This window comes from Micromonospora sp. A202, from assembly GCF_006715105.1.
GTDB classification, from domain to species: domain Bacteria; phylum Actinomycetota; class Actinomycetes; order Mycobacteriales; family Micromonosporaceae; genus Micromonospora; species Micromonospora zamorensis.
Genome location: NZ_VFMP01000001.1, coordinates 4,146,078 through 4,163,474 on the forward strand (window position 1 = coordinate 4,146,078; position 17,397 = coordinate 4,163,474).

The following is a 17,397-nucleotide window of genomic DNA, read 5'->3' on the forward strand; positions in this document are numbered from 1 at the left end:
GACGCGCCGTGGCGAAGCAGACGAACGGGCACGCGAGCCCTGAGGAGCTGCGCGCGCTCGCTGCCGACTGGCGTGCACAGGCCGATCGACTGGAGTCGCTCGGTGGCACGGTGATGTCGGCCTACAACAGCATCAAGTGGTCTGGGTTCGCATACTTTTCGGCGACGGCCGCAGCGAACGCGGTGAACGTCAAACTGGGCAAGATGGCCGACGCGGCGCGGGAATTCGCGAACTTCCTCGACGAGTACGCCAGCAAGGTCGAGGAGCAGATCAAGCGGGAGAAGGCGGCCACGATCGTCCAGATCGTGCTGGCCATCTTCGGTGTGCTCACGATCGGCCTCGCATTCGTGCTGGCACCCGCCCTCGCCGCCCTGTCGAGCCTGCTCGCCAGCCTGCTGCCGGCCATGAGCGCAGTGGCCGGCCGGATCGCCACCATGGTGCTCGACTTCGCGCTGGGCTTCCTGACGTTCGGTTCCATGCAGGTCGCGATGGAGTTCGGCATGCGGGGAATCGTCTACGGGGCGATGGACCTGCCGGTGGAGCTGCACAGCTCGGAGCTGCTGCTGAACATCCTGCTCGCGGGCGGGCTGGGCGGTCTGTTCTCGATCCGGGCCGTCAACTCGGTGCCGCGGCTCGGTTCGCGCGGTGCCACTCCCCCGCCGGTCCCGAAGACGCAGGCGTCGCCGAAGGCGTCGCCGGCCACCGGGACGGACGGCAACACCGTGCGGCTCAACAGCCCGGCGCCGGTCAAGGGCGCGGACATCGCCAACACACCCCGCGTCAACGACACCACGCCTGCGGTGAGCGCCAGCGACATCACGGCCGCGCCGGTGGTGCCGGCCGGCAGCCACGCCGCACCGACCGTGTCGGCCTCGTCCGCCGGCGACGTAAGCCGTCTGGCGGTCGGCGCGCCGGGCGGCACCAAGTCGGTGAGCGCGTCCACCCAGCAGGGCACCGGTCACGTCAACCAGCCGCTCGGCGCACCGCGCACCACCACGACGACGACGGCCGCACCACAGGCCGGCACGCACGGCGACGGGCTGCGGATGGCGAACCTCGACCGCACCGTTTCCCCCACCGGCGCGCGCGGCGACTTTTCCCCGCAGGTCAACACCCCGGCGTCGAACGTCGTCCGCCAGCCTCCCCAGCCCACCGTGACCGAGCGGGGCCTGGTCGGGATGGCCGAGGGTCGTGCCACCCCTCGCGAGTCGTCGGCCACCGGCCCGACGATCCACGCCACCCCGCCGACCGGCCCGGCCACCGTGCCGCACGGGACGTCGCTGCCCCCGGCCATGCGCCCCGGCGGCCTGCCCGAGACGTCGGTGCTGAACAGCGGCAACCACCTGATACCGCCGACCGGTCGGCCCGGCGTCACCGACTACGTGCCAGCCACCACCAGCTCGCACACCGTCGCGCCGCACGCGCCCGGGCGCGTGTTCAACGAAACCGCCACCAGCGCCGCGCATCCCACCCCCCACCAACTGCGCGACCACAACGTCAAGTTCTCCGAAGAGATACGCGGCACCACCGCCGGCCCCGTCGCCCCTCGCCATACCCCCGACTTCTCGAAGTCCATCGCCGGGCGCGTACTCGACGAAGCCGCCATCGGCGCCACACACCCGACCCCCCAACAACTACGCGAACACCACGTCAATGCCTTCGAAGGAATAGGCGGCACCAAAGCCGACCTCCCCCTCGACTGGTCGAAGCACGGCCCCGGGCGCGTACTCGACGAAACCGCCACCACCGCCGCGCATCCGACCTCCCAACAACTGCGCGACCAACACGCCAATGCCTTCGAAGGAAAACAACGCGCCACCACAGCCGACCTTCCCCCCGACCGGTCGAAGCACGGCCCCGGGCGCGTACTCGACGAAACCGCCACCACCGCCACACACCCGACCCCCCAACAACTACGCGCCCACCACGAAACGTTCCTCGACAAGGTGCGCGGCACCACCGGGGCCGACGCTCCGGGGCCTGCGAGCACCCCGACCCCCGGGCGTCAGCTGCTCCAGACCGGCCCCGACGGGCGTGCCGATCTTGTGCGGGTTTCGGCGGAGTCGCGGTTCACGGCCGAGGGGCGACAGCCCGGCGGCGATGCGCGCCCGACCCTCGATGGACCCGCCACCGGCCCGGACAAGTCCTTGTCCTATGTCGAGCTGCGCGCCGACGGCACGATGGGCCCGACCACGCTGCGCCCGGGCGAGAACGTCCTGCACTCGCAGCCGTTGAACGGCAAGCCGCAGGAGCAGCTCCTCAGCTACTCCCCCGACGGCAGGTCGTGGGACGTCAACTCGGTCACACCGGCGGTTCGTACGGCCGGGGCTGCCCAGCCCCGGCCCACGCAGATGCTCCGGCAGAACCCGGATGGCACCGTGGACCTTCTGACGTTCCACAAGCCGCCGGCGCTCGCGTCGGGGCCGCCGGTGAAACCGCGGCCCGGCGAGCCGAGCTTCCACGACCTGAACGGGCCCGGGGTGCGCCAAGGCTGGCAGTCGCGCTCGTTCAGCCCGGATGAGGGATTCAAGGTCGACCAGATCAGCAGGCCGCAGTTGACTGGGCAAAGGGTCGACGGTAAGGAGCTGTTCTTCCAGCGTGAGCCCACGTCGATGCTGGTCAAGGACCCAGTGAGCCACCAGTGGAGGCCGCTGGGCACGACCGAGGGCGTGGCGACGCTCCCGAAGGGCTGGGGCCGGGCCCCCGACGCGCCGCCCGTCACAGTTGGCAAGCCGGCCGACAACCCGTCGTTCAGCAGGGGGGGCACTGGACAGGGGACGCCGCCGGACAGCGCCCACTACCGCTGGAGCATGGAGAACGGCAAGGTAGAGCCGGTGAAGGTGCGGGCCACGTCGCTCGAGGTGGTCGAAATCGGCACGCAGACCCGGTCGGTTTCCATCGGCCGGCAGATGGCCACCGGCGGCACGGGCGGCGGCAACGGGCTCGACTCGCTGCGCATGCTGCCGGACGGCACTCTCGCTCCGGCGAACCCTCGAGCGATCAGCGACCAGATCAGACTCGATCTCAAGTCCGGCGCGATCACCGTGGACGGTGTCCGGCTTACCGGTGGCCACTCGTTCGGCGGAGGCGGCGGCCTGTCCAGCCACGGCCCGTCTCACGGATCGGCGACGCAGCGGCCGGGCGAGGTGGACACGGCGGTGGCCGGGCATTCCGACCGATCGGCCGTGACGCGCGCCGACTCGCGCCTGCAGAACGCGTCGGCTCCACCCGCACCGGCACGGGCGGACGCGGGATCCACTCGGATCGAGCACGGCGCCGTGCCGGTGCGACCGGACCAGGCGGCCACCCGGGCCGACGCTCCGGGGCCTGCCACGCCCCGGGCCAGCACCCCCACCCCTGGGCGTCAGCTGCTGCAGACCGGCCCCGACGGGCGTGCCGATCTTGTGCGGGTTTCGGCGGAGTCGCGGTTCCCAGACGAGGTGCGACGCCCCGGCGGCGATGCGCGCCCGACCCCCGAGGGACCCGCCACCGGCCCGGACAAGTCCCTGTCCTACATCGAGCTGCGCGCCGACGGCACGATGGGCCCGACCACGCTGCGCCGGGGCGAGAACGTCCTGGACTCGCAGACGTTGAGCGGCAAGATCATCAGCTACTCCCCCGACGGCAGGTCGTGGGACGTCAACTCGGCCACACCGGGGGCTCGTCCGGCCGGGGCTGCCCAGCCCCAGCCCAAGAGGCTCACGCAGATGCTCCGGCAGAACCCCGATGGCACAGTGGACCTTTTGACGTTCCCAACGCCGCCGGCACTCGCGCCGGGGCCGTCGGTGAAACCGCGGCCCGGCGAGCCGAGCTTCCACGACCTGGACGGGCCGGGGGTGCAAAACGGCTGGCACTCACGCTCCATCGACCATTTGAGATACTGGGGCGAGCAGGTCAGCAGGCCGTCGGCCGGGCGACGGGTCGACGGCGGGGATCTGTTCTTCCATCGCGAGCCCAGGTCGTTGCTGGTCAAGGACCAAGCGAGCCACCAGTGGAGGCCGCTGGGCACGACCGAGGGCGTGGGCCCCGGCGCCCCGCCCGTCACGGTTGGCAAGCCGGCCGGCAACCCGTCGTTCGGCAGGGAGGGCACGCCGCCGGACGTCCACTACCGCTGGAGCATGGAGAACGGCAGGGTAGAGCCGGTGAAGGTGCGGGCCACGTCGCTCGAGGTGGTCGAGATCGGCACGCAGAGCCGGTCGGTTTCCATCGACCGGTGGATGGCCACCGGCGGCACGGGCGGCGGCAACGGGCTCGACTCGCTGCGCATGCTGCCGGACGGCACCTTCGTTCCGGCGAACCCACGAACGATCACTCCCGACCAGATCAGACTCGACCCCGAGTCCGGCGCGATCACCATGGACGGTGCCGGACCCACCGGTGGCCACTCGTTCGGCGGGGGCGGCGGCGCCCCGGGTTCGGGGGGAGGCGGTGCTCCGGGTTCGAGGGGAGGCGGCCTGTCCGGCCGCGGCCCGTCTCACGGATCGGCGACGCAGGCCGACGACGGCGCGCTGACCTTCGTCAAGCCGCGCGGCACCGCGGAGAGCAGTGCCGCCGCCATGGCACGGGATGCCCGCACCCACGCCGACGCGGCGGGCGAGCGGTCCGATCCGGGCCGCACGCTGGGCAGTGGCAAGCCCGCGACGCGTGCCGGTGCCGGGGTAGGCGGTCCAGAGGAGGCGAACGCCGCCCGCATCGTCACCAGGGGCGATGACGGTACGTACGTGCTTGGGGCTCCCGCCGAGGCGCCGCGCAACGTGCTTCGCAAGCCACAGCCCGATCAGACGCCCGGCGCGGAGGCGAGAGCCGCCCGCATCATCACCAGGGGCCATGACGGTAAGTACGTGCTCGGGAACCCCGCCGAGGCGCCGCACAACGTGCTTCGCAAGCCACGGCCCGAACAACCGCCCGGCACCGAGGTGCGGACTCCCGACCCGGCGCCCGGTGAGCACCCGGCGGGAACCATGCCGGCTGCCCTGGCCACGCCAGCTGCCCCGGCGCACGAAGCGGCCCCGGGTACGCCGGTGGACGCCGTGGCGACACCGCAGGTAGTGGCGAAACCGCAGGCACCGCCGGTCGTGCTGGACCCGACGCCGCCCCCGGCACCGACCGTACCGATGCGCCCACCGCTCGCCCACGAAGCGCCCTACGTCACCGCGATGCCTCATGGCCTCTCGCTGACCGGACAGGGCAACGTCGTACACCTCCACACAGGGATGGAACCCACCCGACTGGTGCTACGCCCCGGCCCGGACCTGACCATCGTCGTCGACAGCTCAGTGATCAACCTGCCGGACATCAGGGCAACGCTGACCAAGCTGCACCCGTCGCAGCCACCCATATCAACCGTCGAATTCGTCGGCGCCCGCCACCCGATCACGCCGGAACGCGCCCAGCAGATCGCGGACCGGCTGCTCGCCGGCCTACCCGGCAACCCGCAGATCAGCCTGCTCGCGGCCGCCCTCACCGACGCCCCGACCGGGGCACCAGCCGCGAAGTCGTACCGGTTCGGCGCCAGCAACGGCGCTCCGACAAACCCGCCCGGAGAGTACGACCTCCCGGCCGCCCCGGCGCACGACCTGGCCCCCCGCACGCCGGCCGGCGCAGTGGCGAAACCGGAGGCGCCGCCGGTGATGGTGGAGCCGACGCCGGCACCCGCCGTGCCGATGCGCGCGCCGCTTACCCACGAGGCGCCGTACGGCACAGCGACGCCCTACGGCCTCTCGATGACCATGCAGGACAACGTGGTACACCTCCACGCCGGGGCGGGGCCCACCAGGCTGGTGCTGCGCCCCGGCCCGGGCCTGACCGTCGTCGTCGACGCCTCGGTGACCAGCCTGCCGGCCATCCGCGCGGCGCTGGCCGAGCTGCACCCGTCGCAGCCACCCATATCAACCGTCGAATTCGTCGGCACCCGCCAGCCGGTCACACCAGAGCGGGCACAGCAGATCGCAGACCGGCTGCTCACAGGCCTACCCGGCAGCCCGCAGATCAGCCTGCTCGCCTCTGCCCTCACCAGCGCCCCGACCGGGGCGCCGGCCGCAGAGTCGTACCGGTTCGGCGCCAGCAACGGCGCTCCGACAAACCCGACCGGAAACTCCACCCTGGACCAGGCAGCGCGGACGCAGCAGTGGACGGCGCGGCAGGACGCGCTGCGCACCGACTACGCCGCCCGGATCGGCACCGCCCGGCGCGTCGAGGAGTTCCGGCCCGACCTTGTCGGCGCCTTCGGCAACGCGGTGGCCGACGCGGCCGCCCGGACCGAGCGGAGCCCGCAACCAGCGTCGCTCGACCGGCTGCCCGCCGAGGTGGCCGACCGGTTCCGGACGGAATTCGTCGCCGCCGGGCGTCACCTGTTCGACCAGGCGTGGGCGCCGGTGATCGCCGCGGGCACCCGCAGCGACGACCCGGCATTCCAGGCGACCGAGCACGAGTGGCAGGTGCGCTACGAGCAGCTGCTGACCGCCGTACGCGGCAGCACGTTCAGCTATCTGCAGGCGCACCGCCACGAGGCAGCCGTGCAGGCCGCCGTACTCGAGGCGCGCGACGCGGGCCGGCACGTGTCGGAGACGGCCGTGCAGGCTTTCTACAACGACGCCCGGACCAGGCTACGCACGGCTTTCGACGAGTCGGCGGATCCGGCGGGGGCGCAGCAGTGGGAGGCGCTCGCCACCACCATCGAGGCCAGCATCCCCGGGTACTTCAGCGAGGAGGCGCTGCGCCGGCACGCGAACGCGAACACCCCCGCCGAGGGCGACGACACCACGCGGCTGCTGGAGGCGACGCCAACGGCGTACGAGAGCGCCGCGCGCCCGGTCGTCGACCAGGCCCGCGCGGACATCCACGCGGCCCTGAACCGTCCCGACCCGGACATCGACGCCGCCACCCAGCAATGGATCACCCATCTACTCGACGGCGATATCCGGGAGGCCACCACCTACGCCCAGACCTGGGCCGAACGTGGCGGCGACACTCCGGCGGTGGTAGCCGCCGCAGTGGACGGACTGCGGGACATACCCAGCGACCTGGTGCGTTCGATACCCCTCCTGCTGCTGCACCACGCCCTGCTCGGCGAGCAGGTGCGCGCCGCCGGTTCCGCCTTCGACGACCTGCCCACCATCGACCTGCCGGCACCGGTCAGCGAAGCGCTAAGCCAGTCGTTCACGCTGGACTGGCTGACCGCGTACGACGAGCTGTTCCGCGGCGACGCGGTGGCGACCACCGAGTTGCACGAGCTCCCGGGGACCGTCCAGCTGGCCACGGCCGGACTGGAGCTGCTCGGCGGGGTACCCGGGGTGCCGGGTGAGCAGGTCCAGGCGCTCCCGATCAGCGACTCCGAGCTGACCGCTCCGGCGCCCGATACGCGGACGGCGGCGGACGAGGCGGCCGACACCCTGGCCGCGACCGGGCACGCTGATATCCGCGACGCCTTCCTCACCGAGGCCGACCCGGTCCGCCGGAACACGCTGCTCGCCGGGCTGCTCGGCGAGAGCGACGCGGTGCTGAGCGCCCTGCCCGCGTTACACACCGGCCTGCCGGTTGTGACAGCCTCGGACGCGGCAATGGCGCGGTTGCTGGGATACGCCCACGACGCCACCCGGGGTGAGCCGCTGCCGACAGCCGAGGTGCACGCCGCGGCCCTGGATCTACACCTCGAGACGAAGCTGACGCTGATAGACGGTCTGAGGCTGCTGGCCGTCGCCAATCCGGCACGACGGCCGGTGCTGGACACCCTCGGTGCGCTGATCCTGGACTGTTGAGCGGGCGAGAGGAACCGACCGGCCACCACTGCCGACTGCCCGCCCCGCACCCTGCTCTCCGCCACCGTCCATCACCGAGGGCCTGGCCCAGCTCACCACCTAAGTGCAGCGCAGCGCGGACGAGCAGGTTCTCTGGCTGGCGTCCGACGAGTACGGCACCCCTCGAATGCCACGACCCCAGGACCACCGGCACGCCCACGCTCAAGGTCGACGGCAGCCAGGACCTAGGCACCGCGGTGCTGGAGCGCGACGACGCGCGCGTTGCTGCTGGACGCGACGCGCCTCGGTCCGACGACGTCTGCCATGAGCTTGGAGACTCCAGGACGCCGGCTCCCACGTCGAGATAGAGCAGCAGCGGCCTGCGTTCCGGTCCGTGCAGCCGGTCGTGGCCGGTGTCGAAAGCCGGTCCCGTCTCGGCGTCGCCCGAGTCGAACACGCGGACCGGTTCGACACCGACGATCGCGTCACGCGCTCACAGCAGCGCCGCGTTCATCGTCGCCCGCTGGTAGGCGGGCGTCGCGGTACCCGGTACTTACATCTCGACCAGCGGGACCGGCAGGTCCGAGCCGGTCAGAGCGCGCATGAGCGTGGCGATAGCGCCGGCCAGCTCGGTCACCGGTGCGTCGAGCCCCAGCACGTACGCCTACACGCCGTCGGGCCGCCACGCCCGTCAGCGAACCGCGCAGGCCGGCGGTGACGCCCGGGGCGGCATCGTCGGCGGTCCCGGTGCGCAGCGGCTCGGGCGCGGCCGTCAGATCGAGCGCCGGTGGCAGGTACGCCGCCCACTCCGAGCGCAGGTCCGCGCGCGTGAACCTCCGGCGAGGGGTCGGCTCGCGGGCCGTTCGGCAGGCCACCGGGTAGGTATGCCTGGAGCGGCCGCCGAGCGTTCGCGTCCCAGTCGAGCCCGGTGCCGGGGACTGCGGCCGCCGCCCGGCCGCGTCCCCGTCCGCCAGGGCAATCCGGGCTTGCGCGAGCATCGTCGGGCACGCCGCTGGCGGCACGCGGCAGCAGTCGGTGCAGCGACGTCTCCGGCGGGTCGGCGAATTACGTCGGCGTGCCGTCGCCTTTCTCTTGTTACCCGGCTACTGCTGGATCGACTGGAAGATCTCGTTGAGCGAGCCCATCCGGCGCTCGGTCATGTCGCGCAACTGTGCACCGGCGTCCTGAAGGGCGGCGAGCATCAGCTCCTCCATCTCCTCCGGGTCGATGTCGGTGAACAGGTTCGGATTCAGGTGTACGGCGGTGAAGGTGCCAGCCGCGGTCATCGAGACCCGCACCGCACCGTTGGCGGCCGTGCCGGTGACCTCGCTGGCCGACAGCCGGTCGCGCATGGCGGCCATCTGCTCCTGCACCGCCTGCGCCTGCTCCAACATCCGGTCCAAGTCCGACATGGGATCCTCCCTCAGCGCCCTGACCAGGTACGCACGTTGGCCCATTCGCCCTCGGCGTAGTTGTTCCACGACAGGTTCATCGCCGACGCGATCCTGCCGAGCACACCGGTCGGGCCGAACAGGCCGTCTGCGGCGATGTTCCACTCCTGCTGCAGACCTTGGTAATAGGACTGGGCCGGGCCCTGCCACTGGTCCTGCAGGGGCATCAACTTGTTGATCAGCGCCGCGAGTTGCTCTTCGATTTCGGCGGCTTTGGCGTTGAGCGTCTGCCCGGCCATCTCCAGTTCCGCCGGGACGCGCAGGTTACTGGTGGTGGGATCTGGCATGGATCTGTCCTGTCTCGTGGCGGAGGGCTAGAGGTTCGCGCCGGGGATGTCCTGGTTGACGGCGACGAGGCTGTTGATGTTGGCCTGCTCGGCATCGACGTAGTTGTGGAAGTTGCCGCGCAGGCCACTGCCGATGTCGGTCAGCGCGTTGTGCAGCATCCGGCCGAACACGTCGAAGTCGTGCATGAGAATCTCGAACTGCCCGGCCGCGACGCCGTGCCAGATCGCCTGCATCTGCACCACAGTCGTCCGCAGGTTGGCCAGTTCACCGTCGATATCCGTCGCGGTCACGTCACAGCTGGCCGCGGCGTCCATGATCATTTCCGGTGTTACGAGAATGTGGTCCATCGCAACTTCTTCCTTCCGCTGCCGTCGACAGCTGTTATGCCTTCATCAGGATGGTGGTGCCCGCGCGGACAGCGCGAGTGACCTCTTTGCGGGACACCGCGACAGTCCCCGGTTCAGCGCTGCGTCATCCTGGTCTCGGCGGTCATGCTCTTGAGGTTCGCTCCCTCGGCCGCGACGTAGGTTTCGTACGACTTCTGCATCGCCATGAGGGCGTCATCGAGCAGGCCGCGGGTGTCGGTGGTGAGCTTCTTCAGGTCGGTGGTGAGGGCCTCGTACTTGTCCCCCGCCGGGCTGTTCCACGATTCGCAGATCGACTGCAGGTGGATCGCCATCGCATTGAGGCTGCTCTCGACCGAGTCACGCTGCTTACGCAGACTGCCGATCGACTCCCCGAGCAGCGGGATCTGCACGGCGTACTCGTAACGCTTGCCGTCCACGATCACGGCGACCGGCTTGCCATTGCCGTCGGTGACCACCCCGTTCTTCGGGTCGTACATGAGGGTGGTGAGCCCGTCGGCCCCGTACGAGATGGTGATGCTCTTGCCGTCCTTGCTCCCGTGCAACGGGCGGCCCTGACCGTCGAACACGTCGTAGATCCACCCGTCGGCCTGCATCAGCACGACGTCCCCGTCGGGGTTACGGCTGACGACTGTCCCGTCCCGGTACGTCCACACACTCGAACCGTCGCCGGCGTACTTGATGTCCACAGCGTTGTTCTTGCCATCCTCGGTGGCGTGTGTGGGCCGTCCCTGCCCGTCGAACGTGTCGAACGTCCACCCGCCGGCCTGCATCCCCGTCACGACTCCCGCCGGGTTCCGCTGGATCGTCGTGCCGTCGCCGTACTTCCAAGTGCTCGACCCGTCCGGGGCGTACGTGATGGTGATCTGCTGGGCCGGCTGCCCGTTCGTGCTCGGCGCGGTGCCGTGCGTGGGGTTGCCCTTCGCGTCGAACTGGTCGAAGGTCGTGCCGTCCTTCAGCACCTGCCGGGTGGTGTCGCCCTCGGCGTTGCGGTAGACCTTGGTGCCGTCGCCCTGGTAACTCCAGACACTCGACCCGTCGGCGCCGTACGTGATGTCGACCTGCTGCCCGGGTCCCCCGTCCTGCCCCGGCACGGTTCCGTGGGTGGGCCTACCGTCGCCGTTGAACCGGTCGAAGACGCTGCCGTCCTTCAGCTCCTGCCGGGTCACCGTCCCGTCCGCGGCACTGAAGACCTTCGAGCCGTCGCCCTGGTAACTCCAGACACTCGACCCGTCGGCGCCGTACGTAATGTCGACCTGCTGCCCGGGTCCCCCGTCCTGCCCCGGCACGGTTCCGTGGGTGGGCTTGCCGTCGCCGTTGAACCGGTCGAAGACGGTGCCCTCGGAGGTGGTCTGTCGAATCACCGCGCCGTCAGGGTTGCGGTCGACCTTGGTGCCGTCGGCGTAGGTCCAGGTGCTCGACCCGTCGGCGCCGTAAGTGATGTCCACCGCCTGGGCCGGCTGCCCATCGGTCCCCGGCACGGTGCCGTGCGTCGGCTTGCCATCGGCGGTGAACCGGTCGAAGACGGTGCCCTCGGAGGTGGTCTGTCGAATCACCGCGCCGTCAGGGTTGCGGTCGACCTTGGTGCCGTCGGCGTAGGTCCAGGTGCTGCTGCCGTCACCGCCGTAAGTGATGTCCACCGCCTGGGCCGGCTGCCCATCCGACCCCGGCACGGTGCCGTGGGTGGGCTTGCCGTCGCCGTTGAACCGGTCGAAGACGGTGCCCTCGGAGGTGGTCTGCCGAACCACCGCGCCGTCAGAGTTGCGGTCGACCTTGGTGCCGTCGGCGTAGGTCCAGGTGCTGCTGCCGTCACCGCCGTAAGTGATGTCCACTGCTTGGGCCGGCTGCCCATCGATCCCCGGCACGGTGCCGTGCGTCGGCTTGCCGTCGCCGGTGAACCGGTCGAACGTCGCACCATCCGCGCTCACCTCACGCGTGACGTCACCAGCGGCGTTGCGGTCGACGGTCGTGCCGTCGGCATACGTCCACGTGCTGCTGCCGTCACCGCCGTAAGCGATCGACACGTCCTGCGCCGGCTGCCCATCAGCCCCCGGCACGGTGCCGTGCGTGGGCTTGCCGTCGGCGGTGAACCGGTCGAACGTCGCCCCATCCGCGGTCACCTCACGGGTGACGTCACCGGCCGCGTTGCGGTCGACGGTCGTGCCGTCGGCGTAGGTCCAGGTGCTGCTGCCGTCACCGCCGTAGGCGATCGAGACGTCCTGCGCGGGCTGCCCATCCGACCCTGGCACGGTGCCGTGGGTCGGCTTGCCGTCGGCGGTGAACCTGTCGAACGTCGCGCCATCCGCGGTCACCTCACGGGTGACGTCACCGGCCGCGTTGCGGTCGACCGTCGTGCCGTCGGCGTAGGTCCAGGTACTCGACCCGTCAGCGCCGTAGGCGATGTCCACCGCCTGCGCGGGCTGCCCATCCGACCCTGGCACGGTGCCATGGGTCGGCTTGCCGTCGGCGGTGAACCTGTCGAACGTCGCGCCATCCGCGGTCACCTCACGGGTGATGTCACCAGCGGCGTTGCGGTCCACCTTGGTGCCGTCGGCGTAGGTCCAGGTGCTCGACCCGTCACCGCCATAAGCAATCGACACGTCCTGCGCCGGCTGCCCATCGGCGCCCGGCACCGTGCCGTGCGTCGGCCTGCCATCAGCAGTGAACCTGTCGAAGGATGCACCATCCGCGGTCACCTCACGGGTCACGTCACCGGCCGCATTACGGTCCACCTTGGTGCCGTCCGCGTAGGTCCAGGTGCTCGACCCGTCACCGCCATAAGCAATCGACACGTCCTGCGCCGGCTGCCCATCGGCGCCCGGCACAGTGCCATGCGTCGGCCTGCCATCAGCAGTGAACCTGTCGAAGGATGCACCATCCGCGGTCACCTCACGGGTCACGTCACCAGCGGCGTTACGGTCGACCTTGGTGCCGTCCGCGTAGGTCCAGGTGCTGCTGCCGTCGGAGCCGTAAGCGATCGACACGTCCTGCGCCGGCTGCCCATCGGCGCCCGGCACAGTGCCATGGGTGGGCTTGCCATCGGCGGTGAACCTGTCGAACGTCGCACCATCCGCGGTCACCTCACGCGTCACGTCACCGGCCGCATTACGGTCGACCGTCGTGCCGTCGGCGTACGTCCACGTACTCGACCCGTCACCGCTGTACGTGATGTCGACCGCCTGCGCCGGCTGCCCATCGGCCCCCGGCACCGTGCCATGGGTCGGCTTGCCGTCGGCGGTGAACCTGTCGAACGTCGCACCATCCGCGGTCACCTCACGCGTCACGTCACCGGCCGCATTACGGTCCACCGCCGTGCCATCCGCATACGTCCACGTACTCGACCCGTCACCGCCATAAGCAATCGACACGTCCTGCGCCGGCTGCCCATCCGACCCCGGCACCATGCCATGGGTGGGCTTGCCGTCGGCGGTGAACCTGTCGAACGTCGCACCATCCGCGGTCACCTCACGGGTCACGTCACCAGCGGCGTTACGACCGACCGTCGTACCGTCCGCATACGTCCAGGTACTGCTGCCGTCACCGCCGTAAGCAATCGACACGTCCTGCGCCGGCTGCCCATCCGACCCCGGCACCATGCCATGGGTGGGCTTGCCGTCGGCGGTGAACCTGTCGAACGTCGCACCATCCGCGGTCACCTCACGGGTCACGTCACCAGCGGCGTTACGACCGACCGTCGTACCGTCCGCATACGTCCAGGTACTGCTGCCGTCACCGCCGTAAGCAATCGACACGTCCTGCGCCGGCTGCCCATCCGACCCCGGCACCATGCCATGGGTGGGCTTGCCGTCGGCGGTGAACCTGTCGAACGTCGCACCATCCGCGGTCACCTCACGGGTCACGTCACCAGCGGCGTTACGACCGACCGTCGTACCGTCCGCATACGTCCAGGTACTGCTGCCGTCACCGCCGTAAGCAATCGACACGTCCTGCGCCGGCTGCCCATCCGACCCCGGCACCATGCCATGGGTGGGCTTGCCGTCGGCGGTGAACCTGTCGAACGTCGCACCATCCGCGGTCACCTCACGGGTCACGTCACCAGCGGCGTTACGACCGACCGTCGTACCGTCCGCATACGTCCAGGTACTGCTGCCGTCACCGCCGTAAGCAATCGACACGTCCTGCGCCGGCTGCCCATCCGACCCCGGCACCATGCCATGGGTGGGCTTGCCGTCGGCGGTGAACCTGTCGAACGTCGCACCATCCGCGGTCACCTCACGGGTCACGTCACCAGCGGCGTTACGACCGACCGTCGTACCGTCCGCATACGTCCACGTGCTGCTGCCGTCACCGCCGTAGGCAATGTCCACCGCCTGCGCCGGCTGCCCATCCTGGCCGGGCACCGTGCCGTGGGTGGGCTTGCCGTCGGCGGTGAACCGGTCGAACGACGCCCCATCCGCGGTCGCCTGACGCCTAACGTCACCAACCGCATCACGATCCACGGTCGTGCCGTCGGCGTAGGTCCAGGTGCTACTGCCGTCACCGCCGTAGGCAATGTCCACCGCCTGCGCGGGCTGCCCATCCGACCCCGGCACCGTGCCGTGCGTCGGCTTGCCGTCGGCGGTGAACTGGTCGAACGACGCACCATCCGCGGTCGCCTGACGCGTAACGTCACCAGCGCCATTCCGATCGACGGTCGTGCCGTCGGCGTACGTCCACGTACTCGACCCGTCACCGCCGTAAGCGATCGACACGTCCTGCGCCGGTTGCCCATCCGACCCCGGCACCGTGCCGTGGGTGGGCCTGCCATCAGCGGTGAACCGGTCAAACGACGCACCATCAGCCGTCACCTGACGCGTAACGTCACCAGCCGCATTCCGATCCACCGACGTGCCATCCGCATACGACCACGTACTCGACCCGTCACCGCCGTACGTGATGGAGACGTCCTGGTTCCCCGGAAGGGTCCCGTGGGTGGGCCTGCCATCAGCGGTGAACCCGTCGAACGACGCACCATCAACGGTCACCTGACGCGTAACGTCACCAGCCGCATTCCGATCCACCGACGTGCCATCCGCATACGACCACGTACTCGACCCGTCACCGCCGTACGTGATGGAGACGTCCTGGTTCCCCGGAAGGGTCCCGTGGGTGGGCCTGCCATCAGCGGTGAACCCGTCGAACGACGCACCATCAACGGTCACCTGACGCGTAACGTCACCAGCCGCATTCCGATCCACCGACGTGCCATCCGCATACGACCACGTACTCGACCCGTCACCGCCGTACGTGATGGAGACGTCCTGGTTCCCCGGAAGGGTCCCGTGGGTGGGTTTGCCGTCGGCGGTGAACCCGTCGAAGACGGTTCCGTCGGGGAGTTGCTGGCGCACGGGATGGCCGTCGCTGTCGTAGTCGACGACGGTGCCGTCGGCGCTGGTCTCGGTGGGCACGTCGGTCTCCTCGACTGGCGGCGGGCATGCGCTTCGAGACTAGGAGCGACGACAGAGCAGACGGCAAGACACTTGTTCGGGGACGTCGGAGGCTGTTTCGGGAGGAACTTTGCGACGTCCTCGAACCGGCACGGGGTTCCAGCCGTTCTATGGCGGAACCTGGTGTGGGAGGTAGCAATGTTGGAAGTCGCTGTCGTGGCAGATCAGCCGATCTGGCGAGCCGGCCTGGAAAAGCTGGCCGGCGACGATCCGGATCTGCGGATGGTTGCGGCGGTGGCTGCCCTGACGGATCTGCCGGCCGGCGCGACGTACGACCTGGTCGTTCTGGATGCGGCGGAGCCGGACGCGTCGACGCTGGGGTTGGTCCGCGGGGCCACGCCGTTCGGGCATCTGCTCGTCAGCGCGGACTGGACGGGCCGCCCGAAGCTGATGGCGGCGATCCGGGCGGGGGCGCGCGGCTGCGTGAGCCGACTCGCGGAGCAGGAGGCGGTGCGGGAGGCCATGCGGGTGACCGCGCAGGGTGGCTTCTACCTGTGCCCGCGGTTGGCGGATCGGTTCCCGGCGGAGTTGCCGGGTTCTCCCGCCGACGAGCAGGGCGGGCTCGCACCGCGGGAGGTGGAGACGTTGCGGTGGATTGCGTCCGGCTTCACGCACTCGCAGATCGCTACGCGGATGGGCCTTTCCCAGGCAACGGTCAACACGTACGCGAAGCGGATCCGCGCGAAGCTGAACGCCAACAACAAGGCCGAGCTGACCCGCCGCGCGATCGAGCTCGGCCACTTGACGTCCGTGAAGAGCTAGAAGATCGTGCGTCCCATCATCATCAGGTGGCCGAAGACGCCGAAGACGCCCATGGTCAGCGGCGCGATGAGGATCGCCGCGAGGACGCCGAGCGCCTCGGCGCGGCTGCGGCGGATCGGCGGTTTCGGGCCGGGTCCGTGTGGCTTGGCTGGCGGCATGAACACGCTCATCGCGACTCCGGCCGCGATGACGAGCAGTCCCGCCCCGAGCAGGATGACCGCTGCCACGCCGCCGGAGGTGGCGTACGCGCGGGCTGCGGCGACCAGCAGCCCGAAGACGCCGATGGTTGCCGCCCCGCCGAGAAGGTAGAGCTCGGTGGTGAACGCCGCTCCGCGTGCCCTGACGGCGATGGCGATGCAGATGAAGAGGGCGAGGATCACGGCGAACCAACGTCCGGAGAGGGCCAGCACGGGCATGGCCACGGCGAGGGCGAGGACCGGACCGGCCAGCACGATGGGCAGGATCCGGGCCGAGGTGTGCACGAGCTCGGGGATGGGCCGCACGGGCGTCCATGCTGTGATGAGGGCGGCGACGCGGCGGCCGAGGGCCAGCATTCCGGTGGCGACCGCAGCGGCGATCGCGGCGGATTCGACGCTGTCGGCTTCCAGGCCGGCGGTGAGTGCGACGGTCAGACCGCCCGCGAGCAGAGACACCTCGACCGCGACGAAGATCGTTTCGGGCAGCATCGCGATCGCCATGAGCATCGCGGTGTTGGCGCCGATGGCGGCGCCGCCCCAGGCCCAGTCGCTGCCGCCGAGGCCACGGGCGATGAGCAGACCGGCGCCGGCGAGGCCGGGTACGGCGGTGAGCGCGACGGTCAGCACGAGGCCGACCGGCACCGCGGTCTGGCGTTGGCGCAACCCCCAAGCGGTGCCGAGCAGAGCCATGCTGGCGACGGTGAGCCCCACAGCCGCACCGGTGTCGGTGCCGTAACTCAGCGAGAGCAGGACGGCCGCCGCGATCAGCAGGATGAGGCCGAGGGCGAGCACGACAGGCCCGGGGTGGACGCCGTTGCGGCGTAGCTGTTCGGTTTCCTCGGCGACGGCCTCGTCGATGTCTTTGACGTCGAGGACGTCGACAGTGCCCCCTGCGAGGTCGTACAGGTAAAGCACCTCGCCGTCGACGACGCCGGCCTGCAGCAGTGCGATGTCGAGGGCGAACGGCCCGGTGTCGGCACGGGCCAGTGACCAGACGGGTGGCAGCTGGTCGGAGCCGCCCTGGCCGCACAGTTCGGCGAGGCGGGGGGTGTATTCCCCCAGCGGGCTGAGCGACGGCAGGGCGATGTCGACGCTGCGGTAGGTGCCCACCACTGTGACACGGGTGTGTTCGTTCGCCATGCGACGGCCTT

Annotated in this window: 7 protein-coding genes; 2 read left to right on the forward strand and 5 right to left on the reverse strand. The window is 70.3% G+C overall.

Annotated elements, in window-relative coordinates:
* The first annotated feature begins 8 nt into the window (after positions 1-8).
* Entirely contained in the window at positions 9-7,757 is a 7,749-nt protein-coding gene (locus FBZ33_RS19335) for a hypothetical protein (RefSeq protein WP_141910147.1), read from the forward strand.
* A gap of 1,082 nt (positions 7,758-8,839) precedes the next feature.
* On the opposite strand, the gene FBZ33_RS19340 is transcribed toward FBZ33_RS19335, so the two are convergent.
* From FBZ33_RS19340 to FBZ33_RS32825, 4 genes are all read right to left on the reverse strand, one after another.
* On the reverse strand, positions 8,840-9,148 hold the full coding sequence (locus FBZ33_RS19340; RefSeq protein WP_185755342.1) for a YbaB/EbfC family nucleoid-associated protein: 309 nt from the start codon (positions 9,146-9,148) through the stop codon (positions 8,840-8,842).
* An 11-nt stretch (positions 9,149-9,159) separates the two neighbouring features.
* On the reverse strand, positions 9,160-9,474 hold the full coding sequence (locus tag FBZ33_RS19345; RefSeq protein ID WP_099855205.1) for a WXG100 family type VII secretion target: 315 nt from the start codon (positions 9,472-9,474) through the stop codon (positions 9,160-9,162).
* Positions 9,475-9,501: 27 nt separating this feature from the next.
* Positions 9,502-9,822, reverse strand: coding sequence for a WXG100 family type VII secretion target (locus FBZ33_RS19350; protein WP_099855207.1), 321 nt, complete (start codon positions 9,820-9,822; stop codon positions 9,502-9,504).
* A gap of 113 nt (positions 9,823-9,935) precedes the next feature.
* Positions 9,936-14,552 carry a hypothetical protein gene (locus FBZ33_RS32825; protein ID WP_185755343.1) on the reverse strand — a complete coding sequence of 1,539 codons (4,617 nt, stop codon included), beginning with the start codon at positions 14,550-14,552 and terminating at the stop codon, positions 9,936-9,938.
* Positions 14,553-15,425: 873 nt separating this feature from the next.
* Here FBZ33_RS32825 and FBZ33_RS32830 point away from each other — a divergent pair.
* On the forward strand, positions 15,426-16,049 hold the full coding sequence (locus FBZ33_RS32830) for a response regulator transcription factor (protein WP_158240944.1): 624 nt from the start codon (positions 15,426-15,428) through the stop codon (positions 16,047-16,049).
* Here the strand turns inward: FBZ33_RS32830 and FBZ33_RS19360 are convergent.
* Positions 16,046-17,386, reverse strand: a complete 1,341-nt coding sequence (locus FBZ33_RS19360) for an EsaB/YukD family protein (RefSeq protein ID WP_141910149.1) — start codon at positions 17,384-17,386, stop codon at positions 16,046-16,048. The two genes, FBZ33_RS32830 and FBZ33_RS19360, sit on opposite strands and share 4 nt — an antisense overlap.
* Between the last annotated feature and the right edge of the window lie 11 nt (positions 17,387-17,397).

Coding starts and splice junctions, on each gene's coding strand:
- FBZ33_RS19340 (WP_185755342.1), bottom strand. CDS start 9,148: ATGTCGGACTTGGACCGGATGTTGGAGCAGGCGCAGGCGGTGCAGGAG.
- FBZ33_RS19345 (WP_099855205.1), bottom strand. CDS start 9,474: ATGCCAGATCCCACCACCAGTAACCTGCGCGTCCCGGCGGAACTGGAG.
- FBZ33_RS19350 (WP_099855207.1), bottom strand. CDS start 9,822: ATGGACCACATTCTCGTAACACCGGAAATGATCATGGACGCCGCGGCC.
- FBZ33_RS32830 (WP_158240944.1), top strand. CDS start 15,426: ATGTTGGAAGTCGCTGTCGTGGCAGATCAGCCGATCTGGCGAGCCGGC.
- FBZ33_RS19360 (WP_141910149.1), bottom strand. CDS start 17,386: ATGGCGAACGAACACACCCGTGTCACAGTGGTGGGCACCTACCGCAGC.